Annotated in this window: 12 protein-coding genes; 3 read left to right on the top strand and 9 right to left on the bottom strand. The window is 52.1% G+C overall.

Going from position 1 to position 17,911, the window contains the following annotated elements; all coding sequences use genetic code 11:
• Positions 1–90 precede the first annotated feature (90 nt).
• Positions 91–471 carry a DUF2237 family protein gene (locus KOR42_RS20540; RefSeq protein ID WP_146511714.1) on the bottom strand — a complete coding sequence of 127 codons (381 nt, stop codon included), beginning with the start codon at positions 469–471 and terminating at the stop codon, positions 91–93.
• 231 nt (positions 472–702) lie between these two features.
• Between KOR42_RS20540 and KOR42_RS20535 the strand changes: the two genes are divergently transcribed.
• Both KOR42_RS20535 and KOR42_RS20530 read left to right on the top strand, forming a co-directional pair.
• Positions 703–2,142, top strand: coding sequence for a sulfatase-like hydrolase/transferase (locus KOR42_RS20535; RefSeq protein ID WP_146511713.1), 1,440 nt, complete (start codon positions 703–705; stop codon positions 2,140–2,142).
• Between the two features lie 259 nt (positions 2,143–2,401).
• Positions 2,402–2,953, top strand: a complete 552-nt coding sequence (locus tag KOR42_RS20530) for a hypothetical protein (RefSeq protein ID WP_146511712.1) — start codon at positions 2,402–2,404, stop codon at positions 2,951–2,953.
• A 94-nt stretch (positions 2,954–3,047) separates the two neighbouring features.
• Here the strand turns inward: KOR42_RS20530 and KOR42_RS20525 are convergent, their stop codons facing one another.
• From KOR42_RS20525 to KOR42_RS20510, 4 genes are all read right to left on the bottom strand, one after another.
• Positions 3,048–4,562: a glycine betaine ABC transporter substrate-binding protein gene (locus KOR42_RS20525; protein WP_146511711.1), complete on the bottom strand. Its 1,515-nt coding sequence runs from the start codon at positions 4,560–4,562 to the stop codon at positions 3,048–3,050.
• On the bottom strand, positions 4,559–5,308 hold the full coding sequence (locus KOR42_RS20520; RefSeq protein WP_146511710.1) for an ATP-binding cassette domain-containing protein: 750 nt from the start codon (positions 5,306–5,308) through the stop codon (positions 4,559–4,561). Before KOR42_RS20520 ends, KOR42_RS20525 begins: the two co-directional genes overlap by 4 nt.
• 34 nt (positions 5,309–5,342) lie before the next feature.
• On the bottom strand, positions 5,343–6,845 hold the full coding sequence (locus KOR42_RS20515) for a P-loop NTPase family protein (protein ID WP_146511709.1): 1,503 nt from the start codon (positions 6,843–6,845) through the stop codon (positions 5,343–5,345).
• A 414-nt stretch (positions 6,846–7,259) separates the two neighbouring features.
• Positions 7,260–8,747, bottom strand: a complete 1,488-nt coding sequence (locus KOR42_RS20510; protein ID WP_146511708.1) for a sulfatase — start codon at positions 8,745–8,747, stop codon at positions 7,260–7,262.
• 381 nt (positions 8,748–9,128) lie between these two features.
• On the opposite strand from KOR42_RS20510, the gene KOR42_RS20505 reads away from it, so the two are divergent.
• Entirely contained in the window at positions 9,129–11,342 is a 2,214-nt protein-coding gene (locus KOR42_RS20505) for a cation:dicarboxylate symporter family transporter (protein ID WP_146511707.1), read from the top strand.
• 177 nt (positions 11,343–11,519) lie between these two features.
• Here KOR42_RS20505 and KOR42_RS20500 read toward each other — a convergent pair whose 3' ends face one another.
• The 4 genes from KOR42_RS20500 to KOR42_RS20485 all read right to left on the bottom strand — a co-directional run bounded on the left by KOR42_RS20500 (position 11,520) and on the right by KOR42_RS20485 (position 17,760).
• The gene (locus KOR42_RS20500; RefSeq protein ID WP_146511706.1) at positions 11,520–11,882 is read right to left on the bottom strand and encodes a SpoIIAA family protein; all 363 of its coding nucleotides are present in this window, start codon (positions 11,880–11,882) and stop codon (positions 11,520–11,522) included.
• 424 nt (positions 11,883–12,306) lie between these two features.
• On the bottom strand, positions 12,307–13,659 hold the full coding sequence (locus KOR42_RS20495; RefSeq protein WP_146511705.1) for a GDSL-type esterase/lipase family protein: 1,353 nt from the start codon (positions 13,657–13,659) through the stop codon (positions 12,307–12,309).
• Between the two features lie 59 nt (positions 13,660–13,718).
• Positions 13,719–16,154: an arylsulfatase gene (locus KOR42_RS20490; RefSeq protein WP_231741033.1), complete on the bottom strand. Its 2,436-nt coding sequence runs from the start codon at positions 16,152–16,154 to the stop codon at positions 13,719–13,721.
• A gap of 148 nt (positions 16,155–16,302) precedes the next feature.
• Positions 16,303–17,760: a mechanosensitive ion channel family protein gene (locus KOR42_RS20485; protein WP_146511704.1), complete on the bottom strand. Its 1,458-nt coding sequence runs from the start codon at positions 17,758–17,760 to the stop codon at positions 16,303–16,305.
• Between the last annotated feature and the right edge of the window lie 151 nt (positions 17,761–17,911).

Raw genomic sequence — 17,911 nt, 5'->3', positions numbered from 1 at the left:
GCGGTTTTTGTTCTAAATGTTCTTCTCCGATGATTTTTTTTGATCCGACCTTATTCGCCGATGTCGGTTGGGCACGTGTTGAATCACAACCTATTCGGTGTCGACTTCATCGACGGCGTACTCTTCGAGTTCTTCGAGTGAAGCAAATTCGAGTGCCGACATGTGAGTCGCAGCGAGTACGACACCACACGCCCGACCATTGTCGTATGCGTCTTTCCATCGGCCAGCGCACACGCACCACTGATCGCCCGGTTTCAATCCGGGAAACTTGAACTCTGGAACCGGTGTCGTGAGGTCGTTTCCGGTCTCTTTCGAGAACTCCAGAAAGTCTTTGGTAACTCGACAGCAGATGACATGCATTCCGAGATCGCCGGGGCCCGTCGAACAACAGCCGTCTCGAAACCAGCCGGTCATCGGGTCCGTCGAACAGGGTTGCAGTTCGCCGCCAAGAACATTCTTTCCGCGTTGCATGATCGTAGTTTTCACTTGATGAAATGAGGGTGTCTAAATTGAGTCTAAGCGCTGGTCACCTGATCTCAACAGGGTAGTTCGGCAATTTCTTTTCGACTTTTTCGACGCGATGGATCTGCGTATCGTTCCCGATCGGATTGAAAAGTCTGAGACATGTTTGAACTTCGGTCCGTGAGTCTCCATCATTTCGGCGAACATGTTCAACCACTGATCCATCCATCAGGAAGTCTCATGAACAAATCTCTTTGCTCGCTGGCCTGTTGTTTCGTCGCGTTTGGAATGTCATCCGCATCCGCATTGGCATTCGCTTCGACTCCCAATGTCGTTTTGATTGTGAGTGACGATCAGGGCTACGCTGACCTGGGAGTTCTGAATGATGAAGTCATCAGCCCGAATCTCGACCGGATTGTGAATGAAGGAGTTTTGCTGACCAGCTTTTATGTTGCCTGGCCTGCGTGTACTCCGTCGCGAGGAGCATTTCTGACGGGCCGCTATCCTCAACGAAACGGCATGTATGACATGATCCGAAATGAAGCCCCGGATTACGGATACAAATACACTCCTGACGAATATGCCGTGACCTGGGAGCGAATCGGCGGCATGGATTTGCGAGAGAAGCTTCTACCTGAATACTTTCAGAAAGCCGGTTATCGAACGGCGATTTTTGGAAAGTGGGACTTGGGGATGAGCCGTCGCTTTCTTCCGATGCAACGAGGATTCAACGAATTTTACGGGCTGGTGAATACCGGTATTGATTACTTCACTCACGAGCGGTACAGCGTTCCGAGTATGTATTCCGGAAATCAACTGACTGAAGAAGACAAGGGAACGTATTGTACGGACCTGTTCGAACGTGAGGCAGTCCGCTTTATCAATGAGAATCACGATCGACCGTTCTTTCTGTATCTCCCCTTCAATGCCCCGCACGGAGCGTCAAATCTCGATCCTGCGATTCGCAGCGCTGCTCAGGCTCCGGAGGAGTACAAGAAGCTGTACCCGCATTTGAAAGATTCGTTGCGAAAAGGAACGAAGTATGGAAAACCAGCCATGGTGGCAACTCCGGAAAAACGCCGCCTCGAATACCTCGGTGCAGTGACCGCAATGGATGATGCCATCGGGAGCGTTCTGAAGCTCCTCGATGAGTATCAAATCGCTGACAATACGATCGTCATCTTCTTCTCGGACAATGGAGGCGGTGGCGGCAGCAGCAACTCTCCGCTGCGTGGTAGAAAGTCACAAATGTTTGAAGGGGGCGTTCGGGTCTGTGCGGCGGTTCGAGGACCGGGAATTCCTGCTGGCTCAATCTGCGACGAGTTTCTAACGAGTCTGGAACTGCTCCCGACAATCGCATCGAAAATTGATGTTCCACTCGATCCAGAAACAGTGCTCGATGGATTCGACATGTGGCCGGTCCTGACCGGAGAAATGGAGTCGCAACGGAAAGAAATGTTCTGGAAACGACAGAATAAAGAAGGAGCCCGCGTCGGTTCCTGGAAGTGGGTTCGACACGGCGATGACCAGTTTCTCTTCAACCTCGACGATGATCTGGCTGAGCAAAACAATCTCATTGAACAGCTGCCGGATCAGGCAGATCGGATGCGAAGTGCATTCGCAAACTGGCTCAAAGAAATGGACGCAGCAGAACCACGCGGTCCTTTCCGAGATTTTTAGTTCGAATCTTCAAGCATTGAATTCGAGCCTTTTCGCCAACCAGCAGCGAGTCGCTGAACGGACGCATTGTTCATCAAACTGGAGTCTGTTCGCGAAAAATCCAAAAATCTCTCGTAAAGGAAAATGAAAGAAGGACGCGAATTTCATCGTCTTCGCTTTTCCGGAATTGCAAACCCTCCCAGATTCCGCATCATACGTCGCTTTCCTGCTGGTTCGACGACGGACCAGGTTTGTACTTTCCAGGATGGAGCAATTCCTGATGGCGATTCAACGCAAGCGTCGCAGGGCCAAAAACTTGTTTTTTGAGTTGATCGAAGGAGACATTCAGACGATCCATCGATCCGGGCGCTTTCGAGAAACGATCAGTATTACGTCGGCACTTCGTCTGATTGGAATCAGCAAAAGGTTACTCGGACCCGGTGTCTTCATCGGCGGATGGAAGTGCTGTCCTCTGCAGTTGACGAAGCTTTCAACATTCGCGCCACAGGTTTGTGTGCGATTCAACAATGAGCTGAGCTGGACGATGTTCGGTCTCGGCGAAGATGTTCGAGTCAACGGACGAACTCTGCCCGAAGTGGGTTGGGAGTTGGAAGTTGGCGATGAAATTCAAATTGAGTCGTACCAGTTGCGAGTCGTTGAAAAACCGACAACTTCAGTGAGGCCGGAGATGATTGCAGAAGTGGGGACCGTTGAAGACTTTGATGGCGCCACCGTCAACATCGATGATCTGATGAGTCAGGTGCAAAACGCACCACAGAACATCGAAGACGACCCGCTGGCTGAGACCGATTTCGATCTGAAACTGTCCTGATCGGAGACTCATGCTCGAAAACGAAATCTGCGCGAAACGAAAAGGCAATTGCGCAGAAACTTGAAGGGAACGACGCAGACAAGTGCAACGTGCCCTATCGCACTCTGAGCCCCGGAGAAACGAGAAACTTCTCCGCTGCTTCGAAGACGTATTTCACGGCAATCGCCATGATGGCCGCAGGGATCGCCCCTTCGAGCATATGGGCTTCGCTGTTCAGTCTCAGTCCTGTCATGATGGGCTGACCGTATCCGCCTGCTCCAATGAGACCGCCAAGCGCGGCATAACCAACATTGATGACGGCAGTGGTCTTGATTCCCGCAAGAATCATGGGGGCACTCAATGGCAATTCGATCAACCTCAAGCGTGCTGCCGGGCTGAGTCCAAGAGCCGTTGCGGATTCGATCAATGACTTTGGAATCTCAGTCAGCCCGGTCATCGTATTACGGATGATCGGGAGAAGGCTGTACAGAAACAGAGCGACCATCACCGGAAACGCACCGATCGATGGAAGTCCGACGCGAATGAAGAGGACTCCCATGAAGACAAGCAACGCCAGTCCGGGAATGGTTTGAATGATTTCAGCGGTGCCGAGAATAATCTGCCCGGGGAGCTTTGTCTTCGCGGCAATGATGCCCGCAGGAATTCCAATGAGGATTGCGGCAGAAAGAGAGATGACGACAAGAAACAAGTGTTCCAGCGACGTCTTCCAGATTCGCCTGGCCAGTGACTGCGAGGAACTCTCGACATTGAAACCAAAGGTTTTATTCACGAATTGGCTGGCAACATCCGGCTCATTCTGTTCGTCGATTTCGACAGCTTCATTTAATCGAAGCATCGTGCTGTCCGAAAGTTTGCCTTCCATCGACGTGAGCAGTTTGACGAATTCGGGATTCGTCTCTTTGAGTTGAGTTCGATACAGATAGACGGCGTCGTACTTGGGAAAGTAATTCCGATCGTCCTTCAGCAGTTTCAAGTCCATTTCGAGAATGTGCGGGTCGGTTGCGTAAGCATCGGCGACGTCAATTTCGCCAGCTTCGAGAGCACGATAGGCGAGCGTATGCTGAATCCCTCGAATGTCTTCGGGATTGAGATCGTAGGTTCGTTTCAGGCTGGGCCAGCCATCTCCACGATCCATGAACTCATTGCTGAAGGCATATTTGAATTGAGGAAACTTGCTGAGATCGGAAATTGTCTCGATTCCAAATTCTTCGGCCCGCGATCGCTTCATTGCGATTGCATAGGTGTTGTTGAAGCCGAGCGGAGCGGTCATCGACACACCGCTTTCCTCGACTTTCTCCTTGAGGGACTCGTCATCGGGTAGAGACTGTCCGCGGAAAATCTCTTGTCGAAGTGTGCCGGTGTATTCGGGATAGACATCGATTTCTCCGGAGACCAGTGCTGACCAGAGGACTTGAGTCCCTCCCAGTTCAGTCACCGGTTCCGCAGATTGTCCGCTCTCGATCGCCAGGGTGCTGGCGATTTCGGCAAGTGTGACGGACTCTGTGAATCCTTTGGCAGCCACTTTGATTCCGGACGTCGACATCAGAGAGGTTGCCACCAGCACGATGAGGCATCCGATGGCCAGCCAGATGGCGTTTTTCAGACTCATATGAGTTCCTCCACAGAATCAATTTGCGTGCGTTGTGCTCTGATGAAGTCTGTGACGAAGGAGTCTGTCGGATTGTTGAGCAGGTCCTCGAAAGTTCCCGTTTGCAGAACACGTCCCGAGTTGAGAACGCTAATGCTGTCGCCCAGATAGGCTGCTTCTCCGATGTCGTGAGTGACCAGAACAACCGTCTTCTGGAGCGTTCGAAAGATTCCTCGTAATTCCTCTTGAAGATTCGAACGAATCACGGGATCAAGTGCTCCCATCGGTTCGTCGAGGAGCAGAACATCGGGATCGAGAAAAAGTGCCCTCATCAGAGCCACGCGCTGTCGCTGACCTCCGGAGATTTGCCGAGGGTAACGTGTGAGCGTTTCGGCATCGAGATGCACGAGCTCTAACAGCTCCTGCATGCGATCACGGATTTTCTGAGCGTTCCAACCCAGGTGTTTGGCCAGAAGCGCAACGTTTCCTTCCACCGTAAAATGCGGAAAGAGTCCTCCGTCCTGGATCATATATCCAATTCGGTGACGAATCTCGGCGATGTTGTTCCGCGTGAGTGGTTTGCCGTTGAACAGAATTTCTCCAGCGTCAGGCTCCACAAGACTGATCATCAGCCTCAACAGCGTCGACTTGCCACAGCCACTGGTTCCCAACAAGACCGATGTTTTCCCTTGAGGGAACTCAATGGAAGTGGGAGCAAGGACCAACTTCTCGTCATAAGTTTTTGAGACATTGGTCAGGCGGAGCATTCGAGAAATCCTGTTTCATCGGGGGGACTGGTGATTACCCCGTTCCGAGTTTTTGGTCGTAAGCGTCGAGATCTTTCATGAATACGGCGAGAGACGACTGCATTGTCTCACGCTGAATTTTCCATTCTGGAGAATCTTCTGTGTGTTTTGAACAGTGATCGATGAACAACCGGTAGAGATACTTAAACAGATGACGCGGTGCGCGAAGGCGGTCAAAGACCGTGATCAACTCTTGTTCGCTGATCGAATCATCGAAGAGGTCGCTGATGCTGGGGCGGTTTTCGGCCAGTTTCGCACAGGCTCGAAGCCGATCATTCGCGACGTCATACAATCCCTGTCCGGTCCAGTTCAGGGACGGAATCAAGTTCTGTTTGTCGAGTCGGGACCGCTCGTAGAATTCTTTCTCTTGCCTGTTGAGGAATCCGGAGAGTGCTGATGGCAGAAGGAGCTTGAAGGCGATGCCGGGATGTTTGAGAAATTTGTTATCGAAGAGCGGCCAGATCAGATCACGCATCCGTTCAGGTGATCCATTAACTAGGTGTGGTTCATCGACTCGGTCAACGAGGACAACGATGCTTTGGAAGCCGAGATCAGTGAGGACGGACTGCAACTTGTGCAGCAGTTCATATCGGTCGTCTCCCCGAGCACGCGTTGGGAGAGGCTGGCCGCTGATCTGAGAACGATCGAAGCGGGCAAGGATTCGTCGCAAATCGGTTCGACTCTGATCGGAGATTCGCACCTGACTGGCAGCGCGAGTGGCGGTCCAGAAGTTTCGGAGGAAGTTCCAGATTGCTGGCAGCCAGGCCGCGACGATAATCGCCAGCGTCCAGCCGGAGAACAACTGGGTCCACGGTGTTTCTGAGACTTGAAACACTCCTCCAATAATGGCGAGTGTGACAAAAGCTCCGAGTCCGATTTCCCAATAAGACTTCCAGGTCGTGACCTTCAACTTTCGACGCAACTGGTTCCAGCGACGGACAGCGGACTCGTCCCGGTTCTGGTCGTAAAACGCTGCGAGCAAGAGAATGTCGCGACGTTGATTCGGCTTCAGGTCGTCGATTTTGGCCGGGTCGACCGATTGAGAAGGGTCTTTGGCATCAGCCCCCCCGTTTCGGATGATATCCGCCAATCGTGTTGTGGCGAGAGTGAGAATGGCATCCATGTGATCCCATAGTTTCCAGTTCTGGAGAGCTTTGTCGGCTTTCCGTCGCCGACCGTGTAAGCGCTCACGGAAGCTGTCGAGGAATGGATTAAAGTTGTCGTAGTGGATCGTGAATGCCCGCTCATCTGGATGAGTCTCGTTGAACTCACGAAGACGACCGGCAATCTGAAGCCGCAAAGCCGTTTTTCCACTCCCCTGCTCTCCGAAGACAACAGACGTCGATGGGGCTCGCGGGTCGCCGTAGATTTTGTCCCAACCTGAATGGTAGGTGCCGGTCAGGCAGTGCTCGATGAAGACTCTGTCAGATGAAGCGTCTTCTTGGGCATAAGGATTTTCAGTGATCCCATAATGATCCAGAAACTGATGGACTTTCATCGGAGTCTCACACCTTTCCATGGGTGTCGGCGGGTTTGCCAGGAAAATTGCGACTTGCAGCCCAGCGCAGCCACAAAGTCGCTATCTGATCGGAACACGGCATCACGTGACCAATCACGAACTGTTGTTGAAATCCCGAGACCACGGAATCTCAGTTGAGAGGAATGAATACTGTCTGTCGGTATCCTCGTCTCAGTCGTTTAATACATACGGGAACGGTCCGCAACTGCTGCGAAAACTTTCCCTCGGGTTTCTCGACAGCTCACCTTCGACCAGGACTCCGGAATCAGTGACTGTTGATGTGTGTGACAGCGAAGAATCGGCGCAAATGCCTCGGGATGGAGATTCTGTACTCCCGCTGAGAATGTTGTAAGCCTCTGTGAAACCACGTGATAGGGGCTGCCGGTTTCGAGGCTAGTCACTCGAGCCGGTCGATTTGCTGCTCGATTCACGAACGTGAACTAATTGTGTTCTCAAGGAATCGACGGCAGCTGTGTGGTCCGGGTGATTCGCGAGATTTGTGAATTCTCCGGGATCGGTCTGATGATCGTAGAGTTCCTCTCCCGAATCTCCCCAGCGGTTGAATCTCCATGGACCGGTGCGCAGCGACTCTCCACGTCGATAGGTGACAGTGTAGGCATGGGCATCAGCGTCCATCACCTCAGCCGGTGATTCAAGAATCGGGACGAGGCTTTGCCCTTGAAGGATTTCCGGAGCCTTCTCCTTAAGCCCGCACAGTTCAGCGATTGTGGGATAAAGATCAATCAATTCAACAATTTCACCGTTCGCCTGACCGGCCGATTCCTTGTGGTCTGGCGAAGAGATCAGAAGCGGCACACGTGTGCTGTCTTCGAAAAGGCTGAGCTTTTGCCAACAGTTGTGCTCCCCGAGGTTATACCCATGGTCGGATGCGAAGATCACAACTGTGTCGTCTCGTAGTTTGAGTCGATCGAGAGTCTCGAGGAGTCGTCCGACCTGCTCATCCATAAACGTGACGCTTGCGTAGTAGCTGGCGATGGCTGCCCTCTGCTGCTCTTCGCTCATTCCGTAACGACCAAAGTTTTCCATTCCGGCAGCAGCAGAAGGGACGTCATCAAGATCGTTCTCCGGAACCTTCGGCAACTCCACTGAGTCTTCCGGATACTTGTCAAAGATTCGTTTCGGAGCAACGAGTGGCACATGCGGACGCACAAATCCAACTGCGAGAAAAAACGGTTGCTCTGGCCGAAGGAACCGGGAATCCGTTCGTCCACGGGCTCGATTTTCGAGGATGGCAATCGCTTGTGAGGCCGCCAGATAATCGGTTTGAGTGGTGGCCGCTTCATCGGGGATGATGATCCGGGCGAAGTTCGAGCCGTAGTGCTTTCGAATCGGGCTCAACAACTCGAGTTCTCCGAGACTCGCCGTTTCCGGGGCCATGATGTCAAAAGCTCGATCCCAGGAAAGTGGGTCGTCACCACCGCGATCGCCTGCTTCAATCCCGCCCGGGACTCCCATGTGATAGATCTTTGAGACACGCAAAGAAACGTACCCATTGGTTTTCAGAAACTCGCCAATGCTGGGATGATGAGCCAGTTCGGTGTTCGTTTCTCGGAAGGCTCCTAACGTCGTTCGATTGCCGAGCATCCGCGTCAGGTTTGGGTAAAGCCCACTCATCATTGACGCGCGCGAAGGGCCGCAGACCGGGTACTGACAATAGGCTCGCTCGAAGAGAATGCCTTCATTCGCCAGGCGATCGAGATTCGGAGTTTGGCATGTTCGATTGTGGTAACAACCGAGACAGGCTTGCAGATCGTCACTGACAATCAGAAGCACATTGGGAGACCGCTCGGGCTGCTGTGCGTCACACGATTGCGTGAAACAAGCAAACGCGGCGAAAAAGACAACAGCGCGAGATGTCATCGCAAACTCCAGAGAAGACATTTTTTTGGGTGAACAGTGCGTCCACATACGGTGAAAAGTGGCAGGCAGTCTGTCAATCCGGTCCAGCGCGAGCAGTGAAGAATTCAGATGAAAGTCGAATGCGAATTCGCGTGGGCTAACAATTGGGCTGACAAGTCGAAGAGCATCGATGGGGACGACGTTTCATCTCGTACAGCGATTCTTAACTGGCGAATGGCTTTGACGCATCAGTCCAACGCAGCTGAACAATTTCTTGGTGGAGAGTGATCTCGAGGCTGGGCGAGTGTTGTATTTTGTCGGTCGTTTCACTGAAATCATCCAAATCGGCGAGAGGAAACTCTTTGCTGTGGAATACGGTCGCAACTCGATTAGTGGAGACACATGTCTGAAACGTTGAAGGAGTCGGAATTCGAAAAGCCTGCGAGCGCGAGAAAGGTGTCGTCACCTCCTAAGAGATTGGGTTTGTGGATCGGAATTGGACTGGTCCTGGGAATCTTGTGTGGATTGTTTTTCGGGGAACTCTGCGCGCCGCTGCAAGTGGTCGGAAATTCTTATGTGAACCTCCTGCAAATGACGGTTCTCCCCTATTTGATCACGGCGCTGATCTCAAAATTGGGGCGTTTGAATATCGCTCAGGCAAAGCGCATCGGATGGGTGGCAGCGATGATTCTGCTGCTGTTCTGGGGGGCGGGGATCCTGCTTGTCGTCACGGTTTCGGCGTTTCTTCCCCCGTTGAAAGGTGGGGCCTTTTTTCATTCGAGTGACCTGGTTGATGTGACTGGCAACTTCAATCTTCTCAACCAGTTGATTCCCGGAAACGTCTTTCATTCACTTGCGAATGAGTTTGTGCCAGCTGTCGTTGTCTTTTGTCTTTTCTTCGGGGCAGCGATGATGGCTGTTCCGAATCGAGAGCCGGTGTTGAATCTTCTGGATTCCTGTTCGGAAGCACTTTCGAAAATTAATTCGTTCCTGATTCGTCTGGCGCCGGTTGGTCTCTTTACGCTCACAGCTGCAGCGGCTGGCACTTTGCGAGTCGAGGAGATTTCGCGGCTGCAGGCTTATCTGTTGATGGTCTCGATCGCGTGCGCAGTGGCTGCCTTACTTTTGCTGCCTCTACTCGTCACCGGTTTAACGAAGATCAGCTACCGTGAACTTTTGCGAGCTGCTCAAGAACCGCTGCTGACAGCATTGGCGACAGGGAAGCTCTTCGTGGTTTTACCTTTGATTGCAGAAAGCTGTGAAGAATTACTGCAAAGCCAGTCAGAGACACAGTCATTCGACGAAAAGGTCACGCCGAGTGTTGTCGTCCCACTCGCGTATCCTTTTCCGCACATCGGAAAAGTGTTGTCGTTCCTGTTTATCTCGTTTGCAGCATGGTATGCCGGAAGAGATCTCTCATGGGCTCAAAGTGTTTCGATGGCGTCGACGGGAACAATTTCAAACTTTGCAAGCCCACTCATCACCATACCCTTTCTGCTTGACATCTATCGGCTGCCGCAGGATCTGATGACGCTGTTCATCCTCCCCGGTTTTCTGACAACGAGAATGGCAGACGCTGTGGGAGTGATGCACCTGATGGCGCTCACCCTGATCGTCAATGCGGTCGTACAGAACGAACTTCAGATCCGATGGAGACGCCTGGTGATTTCGGGGGCTGCGGTCTCGCTGGCGCTCCTGCTGTCGTGTGGGATGATGTCTCATTATCTCGCTTCAATCAAATTCTCTGACCAACTCGACTCGCGATTCTTGTCACTGTCGCTCTCCGATTCCGCTGCTGACTTCGAAGTCTTTCACGATCGGTACGACATTCCCAAACGTCAGTCGAACGAAAAAACGGCACTCAAGCGAATTCGTGAAGAGAAGCTCTTACGAGTCGGGTATGTGCAAGATCATCTCCCCTTCTCGTTTTTCAACTCACAGGGAAAATTGGTCGGGTACGATGTTGAACTGTTGCATCAACTCGCGAAGCAATTGAATCTGCGAATTGAATTTGTTCCCTTCACTGAATCGACGATCGAAGAACAACTCGATTCCCATGAAGTGGATGTTGCGATCGGTGGATTGATCATGAAACCGGCGCGGCTGTTGAGAGTTGGATTCACAGAGCCGTATCAAACCGCGACGATTTCCGTCGTTCTGAAGGATCATCGCCGTGACGAGTGGATCTCGTGGGAAGACGCGGGTAGCTACAAAGAACTTCGGCTCGGAGTGGTTTCACCGGATCTTTTGGCACCAGCAAAGCACTTCATTCCGAATGCAGAGATCGTCGCTGTCGATTCTTATCAGGACTTTTTTCATGGGCGACTCGAAGATGTCGACGGTCTGATGATTGCAGCAGAACAAGGAGCAGCGTGGACTGTCCTGTATCCGGAATACACAACAGTCATACCTCGACCGGCGATTCAGCGACCGGTTGGCTTTGCTGTTCAGCGGGACGACATCGATTGGATAAACTCTCTGAATCGATGGCTCGATATCGAAAGGTTAGACGGGACACTCGACCGCCTCGAGCGATACTGGATTGAAGGAGGCGGTGCCAAAGACCGAACTCCCCGGTGGTGCATTCTTCGAGATGTGCTGCATTGGGTCGATTGACTCAGAGGTCGTCAGTCGAAGAGGCTGTGCTGAGACATAAAAAAACATGCTGGACCATCAAGCTGATCCAGCATGCTCATATCGATTCGAAGGCGGCTGATTCCAGACAGAGTCAATCAGTGCGAAGTCAATCAGCGCTGAAGGAATGGCCTCAAGCGGTTCAGGAACGAGCCGCTCTCAAAGACCTTCTTCGATCCAGCTTACGGCTTCATCCTTGTTGCTCACGTCAAAGTATTGAATCTTTGCCATTGTGAATGGTTTGCAGACGCCCGCCATCCACTTTTCCCAGGACTTTTCTCCAACGAGCGCAATTCGCTCAATCTTGGTGCAGTGGGTCGTTGCGAACTTGATGTCATCCCAGAGTGCGTGGGTGTCCCAACCTTTGAAATCGTGAAACTGAACCAGGATTCGCGTCTTGCCATTTTCTGCGATTGCTTCGTCCACTGCGGGAACGAATGTCTTGTAGTCCTCGTCGTGAAGCTTTCCTGAAAGCTTGAATGCGAGGACTTTGCCGCTGCCTTCTTCGATCATCTCAATCATGTGTCGCTCCGTACGCCAAAGAGAATAGTTACCTGTTTTGTTGTCACAGATCGTGTATCGCATCAACCAGCAGTCTCTCAGTCGACCTGAAAGACCTAATTCAGTTGTGAGACGCTGCCTCTGGCGCTCTGACTCGTCGTTTCGAGAGTGGGCCAGCATTCCATTGCAACCGCACAGATTAACTCAGCGAGTTCTGAATAGTGTGACCGCTGAGAATGAACAGGCGACTCACGTCACGGAGAGCAAAACGTCGGTGGATTTCCGTCTAGGTGAATCATCGCCAGATCATTGTTGAGCATCAAGTGACCAACATCAGAAATGGCAAAAATGCTTTCTCAAGAAAGTGAATCGCCCCCTTAAGTTCCACTGAGCGACATCTTCTTTTGGTGTCACTCAGAGGAATTGAAGAGGTTGGGGACCTGACTCAGTTTGCGTCAGCATGCTTGATTCGGATTCGTCGGTACTCAATCTGTCCACGATCTCCTTCGAGCCCGATTGGTCCCGTAGCTGGAAGCTCAAACGCTTCTTCAAGAACTTCTCCGTTGCAAGTACAGCGGGCAACGTTGCCTTTGACCTCGACGACGAGTTCATTCCAGTCCTGCTGGCGGTATTTCTGGAGTGACTTGTAGGGTCCTGCCAATGAATAGTCACGACATTGCAATTGTGGTTGCCTCACGAAGACTCCGCTATCCGCGTTTGGAGTCGCACGAAACTCAAGCTTGAGAGTGAAGTCGTTCGGGAAGGATTGGTGAGTCCAGAGCTGTTGAATTCGGCGTCCTTCAATCGGTGTTGTCACGATCAATCGGCCATCTTTCGCGAGATACCGTCCGTCGGAACTCTCGGTGAGACCATCAAAGCTGACAGCTTCTGCAACTTCCGGACGATGTGGCGCATTTGGATTCCGTTTTCGATTGGGATTCGCAGGCGGAGTCGGCAGGAACCCCCAACCTGACAAGTCATTTCCGTTGAAGAGAAGTTTGAATCCAGGTTCCAGTTCGAAATCATCTTCGGGAACTTCGAGAAGTCCGTTCGTTTCAAGCAGCGGAATCAGTGCCAGTCGCCACTTTTCGTAGCCCAATCCGTTTGGGTGGAGCAGGTCTGGAAACTCTTCCACTTTCGCGTCTCCGTCAGAATTCGCGAACAATGTCCAGGTGTCGAGAACGGTGACTTGTTCGAAGTTGCGCGCGACCTTGCGGATCAGTTGATTCAATTCCTGAATTTTGCTGGACGGACGCTTCTTCGTTTCGGAACTCGGAAACACAAGCGACAGAATGATGGGCACGTCGCTTCGATGGGCGTGTAGCGATTCGAGGATCAACTCGATATTGCCATCGACGGTTTTCGGGTCAGCGCCTTCTTCCAGATCATTCGTCCCCATCAGCATGACGACGCCTGCTGGATCGAGAGAAAGGACATCCTCGTCGAGGCGAATCAGCATTCCCCGTGTTGTGTCCCCTGAAATCCCGCGATTGGCGACTTTCATTTCACCAAAACTCTTGTTCAGTTTGTCGCCCCAACCCTGAGTGATTGAATCGCCAAGAAAGACGACGGCGTTTCGATCTTCCTGTTGCGTTTTCGCCCACTGGCTGCGCCGATTCTTCCATAGATTGCGAAACCAGTCATAACGACGAATCGGCCCAGCACCGGGAAGTCCGTCATCGGTTTCCGGAAGTTCAACGGAAACTGTTTCTCCAGTCCGTTGAAAAGCCGGAAGCTGTTCATTGTCAAACGTGATCACAAGTGCGATCAGCACAATCAGTGTTCGAGAAAAGTTCATGTGAGCGGGCATGCTTTCTGAGTACGGTCTTCGCAGGATCAAAGTTTCCAACAATGGGATCACTTAAGTTCTACAGTGACCTTGTCAATTGTTCCATCGAATGGAAAAGGTCGCCGATCCGCATAGGTTGTCGACACAGGTGATCCCAGATCGATTCCGACGTCAAAGGTTTCTGTTGCACTAAAAGCGACTGGCACAGTCTGGTCAAGTGACAGCGTTCCGATCGATTCGTTGTCGACAAAGAGTTCGACCGTTCCCTCGCCACCTGGCTCTGAAATCTGAGTCGAGACTACAATTTGATGAGTGCCTTCAGTCAACGGATCGGCACTTCGAAATCGGAACCGATCAATTAATAACATGTTGTACTCATAAACTAAATGTCCCTCGTCCAGATAAATAGTGAGTCCCCCACCGGCTCCGCCGACGGCATATAGGACTCCATTCGCAGACGAAGGAATCGTCGCATCGACAGTCACCTTTGTGCTCACTCGCCCGATTCCAGGTGCGGTGAATTCCGGCATGCGTCGAGTGGTGTTTGAGAATGTCCATGTGGAATAGGATGTTTTAATTCGGTCTTCCGGGTGGAATCGCAACCAGTTTCCTGCTCCGATCGGAAAGCCCTGGTTCTCCTCAGCAACTCTCTTGAACTCCTGTTTGAGCGCTGCCAGTCGCGACGGTTGTTCTTCCGCCAGATTGTTTGCCTGAGAAAAGTCGTTGCGAAGATCGTAGAGTTCCCACTCGTCTTGGGCGGAGTCCCATTCAGGGAGAGTCCTGGCGGATTGTGCGGTATCCCACGGAATGAACGGACCGAATGTGCAGGCCATCCACCCATCGGAGTAAATCGCCCGACTTCCGTTGTTGTCGAAGTATTGGACCTTCTTGCGACCGACGGCGTCGGGGGTGTCAAAGGTGTAGGCGAGGCTGATTCCGTCCATAGAAATCTGTTCATATCCATTGACGATTTCGGGAGGAGTGATGTCGAGCAATTCGTAAATCGTCGGAGCAATATCGATCACGTGATGGAACTGTTGGCGAATCTCTTTCGAAGGAGAAATTCGTTTGGGCCAGGAAACGACCAGCGGGTTGCGGGTTCCTCCGAAATATGCGCCGAGAAGCTTCGTCCCTTTGAACGGAGTTCCCCCAGCCCATGCCCAACCAGCATGGTACATGTTCTCCGTCTTGGGCGATCCCAGCACGTCGATTCCGCCCAACTCTTCGAGTGCCGACAACTGTTGCTCGATCGTATTGGGGATGTTGTTCTGAGCGAGGAGTTCGCTAATCGATCCGCCCTGCCCTTCAGCGCTCGAGCCGTTGTCCCCGACAATGAAGAAGATCAATGTGTTGTCGCGGAGCCCTCGCTCTTCCAGTCCAGTCACCAATCGCCCGACTTCAAAGTCGGTGTGCTCGACAAAGCCAGCGAAGAGTTCCATGAGCCGCAGTTGAAAGGGTTTTTCGGATTCCGGAAGGCTGTCCCATGCGGCAAGTGTTTCGTCACGCTCGGTCAATTGAGTGTTCGACGGGATGATCCCCATTTCCAGTTGGCGGCGATAAACTCGCTCGCGATAGGCGTCCCATCCGTCGTCGAACTTCCCTGCGTACTTATCAGCCCATTCCTGAAAGATATGATGGGGGCCGTGAACCGCACCGGGAGCCCAATACATCAAGAAGGGTTTGTCCGGCGAGAAGGACTGATGATCATCAAGCCATGAAAGAGCCCGGTCGACGAGGTCGGTCGTCAGATGGTATTCCGGATCATCCTCTGGAGGTTCGATGTGGTCGTAGTTTTCGGTAAGTCGCGGTTCCCACTGAGAAGTTTCTCCTCCCAGAAAACCGTAAAAGTGCTCGAAGCCATAACCGTTCGGCCAACGATCTTTCGGACCCATGCTGGTCGTTTCGACAGCTGGAGTGTTGTGCCATTTTCCAAATGCAGAGGTGCTGTATCCGTAGGCTTTTAAGACTTCTGCAATTGTTGCGGCAGTCTTGGGAATCACGCCTGTGTATCCGTCGAACGCAACGGCCCGTTCAGCAATCGTCCCCGAACCAACCCGCGTGTGATTTCGCCCTGTCAGAAGGGCTGCACGGGTGGGAGAACAGATCGAAGTGGTGTGAAAGGAGTTGTAGCGAATCCCTTCATTCGCGAGCTTTGTCAGAGTTGGAGTGTGAACTTCCCCGCCGAATGTCTCCGCGACGCCGAATCCAATGTCGTCAATCAGAATAATCAGGATGTTCGGGGCATCATCCGGAAGATGCTTCACTTCCTCCGGCCATTTCATCTTGGAATCTTGAAGCCGCGGACGCGTGATACTTTCGATAGGAGTTGGCGAAAATGGAAGGACTCGTTCGGGGTAATCATGAGTCGTCGACTCCGCCGCCCGTGTTTCTTCGACGCCATCTGACTGGGCGAAAAGAGAAGGTTGAAGCAACGCAACACTGACAAGCGTTAAGACGGAGGTTCTTGTCCGGAAAATCGTGTCGCCGCGTGAGAGGGGCATCATCTTCATTTCTCCATCTGAAGAGAGTTGGTCCTCACATTGTCGTTGTGAGTGGGCGTACTTCGCAACGGCCGCTTGCCTGTCTATTCGCGAAAAGTTTAAGAGAGCCAGTTCGAAGGAGAATCGAACTGGCTGTCTGATCGCTGGTCCGTCACGCGGTTTCCGACTTCTCTTTTTCCTGGTAGACGTGAACGTCTCGTTGTGGGTAAGGAATCGAGATTCCAGCCTGATCGAATCGCTCTTTCACTGAGGTTGTCAGGTCCCAATAAACGGTCCAGTAGTCTCCGGTTTTCGTCCAGGGACGGACAATGAAGTTCAAGGACGAGTCGGCCAGTTCGTTCAGTTTGACAACCGGCGCTGGATCTTTCAGAACGAGGTCGTGTTCGTTGACGAGTTCTTCCAGAATCGTCTTCGCCTGATGAATGTCGTCGTCGTAGCCAATGCCGAAGACCATATCGACTCGTCGAGTCGGGCTGGCCGTTGCATTGGTAATTGTCCCGCCCCAGATTTCATTGTTCGGGACGATCATGAGCTTGTTGTCAAAGGTTCGAATGTGAGTCGAGAACAGAGATACCGAATCGACAATTCCTGAGATCCCAGCTGCTTCAATAACGTTGCCTGTGTCGAATGGGCGGTATCCAAGAATGAGCAAACCGCTCGCGAAGTTGCTCAATGTGCCCTGCAATGCAAGACCGACCACGAAACCAGCTGCACCCACTGCTGCCAGGAGTGGAGCGATGTTAACTTCCAGAGCAGCCAGACTGATCATCAAACCGACGATCATCAACAGTTGTTTCACAAACTTGCCAGCGAAGTTGACCAGCAATTGCGACGTCCCTTTGACGCGGGAAACTGCTGAACGAACCAAACTTGAAACGATCGATGCTCCAAAGTAGAAAGAAATCAGGATCGCCAGAAACTTGATGATGTTCCACATCCAGCGCTTCCCGCCTTGGTCGGAAACCAGCCAGGATTGAATCATCGCCATCGTCGTCGCAGTGTCAGTCACGTCGACTGCCACTCCCGATTGTGCCTGCACATACTGACGGAATGATTCCACATCCCCTCCTTTCAACTCCAACTCGTCAAGAACGATATTCAGTCGATCGACGAGGTGAGTCTTCTCATCCTGAAACGCTGCGAGAGTTTCCCCAGCTGTCGGGCCTTCAGTTTCGGTGGCCTCTTCTGCGTCGGAATTCGCTTCCGCGTTTGTTGCAGGGATTTCTGCATCAGCAGCTTCTTCCTCTTTGGCAGCCTCTTCTTCTTTCGATTCAATAATTTTGATTCGAAGTTGAGCGATCTCGGAGACTTTCTCTTTGAGGAGATCTCTCCAACCGTCCGCTTCAACGATTAGTTCGTCTTTCGTTAACGGCTTGACCAGTAATTCAAGACTTTCGATCGAGATGTCGGGGTTTGCGGTTGTCGTCGGCTTCGGGGCTTCTTCATCGGTCTTCTCAGCTGCTGCGGGAGGCTCAGCATCGGCTGCCTGTTCCTGAGCCTGGATCGTAGCGGGAATGAAAAAAAGTGTTCCGAATAGAAAGAGTGTGGCGAAAAGTAAACGGGGAAACTCCTGACGGTCGGATCGTCCCTGTACGAGTTTTAATAACATTCTCTTCCTCCAAGTAAGTGTCTAAGAGCCTATCCGGAATCCTCTTCATGCTGTAAGTCGGTATTTGAACGGAGCTTGGTTGGGTGAAGGAGCTAAGCGGCGGAGCATGCGACCAATGGAAGCCACATAGATCATGGCTTCCCTCGATTTG

The organism is Thalassoglobus neptunius, assembly GCF_007859735.1.
Taxonomy (GTDB): Bacteria; Planctomycetota; Planctomycetia; order Planctomycetales; family Planctomycetaceae; genus Thalassoglobus; species Thalassoglobus neptunius.
This window is presented reverse-complemented; position numbering and strand designations above follow the sequence as displayed.

Coding starts and splice junctions, on each gene's coding strand:
- KOR42_RS20540 (WP_146511714.1), bottom strand. CDS start 471: ATGCAACGCGGAAAGAATGTTCTTGGCGGCGAACTGCAACCCTGTTCG.
- KOR42_RS20535 (WP_146511713.1), top strand. CDS start 703: ATGAACAAATCTCTTTGCTCGCTGGCCTGTTGTTTCGTCGCGTTTGGA.
- KOR42_RS20530 (WP_146511712.1), top strand. CDS start 2,402: ATGGCGATTCAACGCAAGCGTCGCAGGGCCAAAAACTTGTTTTTTGAG.
- KOR42_RS20525 (WP_146511711.1), bottom strand. CDS start 4,562: ATGAGTCTGAAAAACGCCATCTGGCTGGCCATCGGATGCCTCATCGTG.
- KOR42_RS20520 (WP_146511710.1), bottom strand. CDS start 5,308: ATGCTCCGCCTGACCAATGTCTCAAAAACTTATGACGAGAAGTTGGTC.
- KOR42_RS20515 (WP_146511709.1), bottom strand. CDS start 6,845: ATGAAAGTCCATCAGTTTCTGGATCATTATGGGATCACTGAAAATCCT.
- KOR42_RS20510 (WP_146511708.1), bottom strand. CDS start 8,747: ATGACATCTCGCGCTGTTGTCTTTTTCGCCGCGTTTGCTTGTTTCACG.
- KOR42_RS20505 (WP_146511707.1), top strand. CDS start 9,129: ATGTCTGAAACGTTGAAGGAGTCGGAATTCGAAAAGCCTGCGAGCGCG.
- KOR42_RS20500 (WP_146511706.1), bottom strand. CDS start 11,882: ATGATTGAGATGATCGAAGAAGGCAGCGGCAAAGTCCTCGCATTCAAG.
- KOR42_RS20495 (WP_146511705.1), bottom strand. CDS start 13,659: ATGAACTTTTCTCGAACACTGATTGTGCTGATCGCACTTGTGATCACG.
- KOR42_RS20490 (WP_231741033.1), bottom strand. CDS start 16,154: ATGATGCCCCTCTCACGCGGCGACACGATTTTCCGGACAAGAACCTCC.
- KOR42_RS20485 (WP_146511704.1), bottom strand. CDS start 17,760: ATGTTATTAAAACTCGTACAGGGACGATCCGACCGTCAGGAGTTTCCC.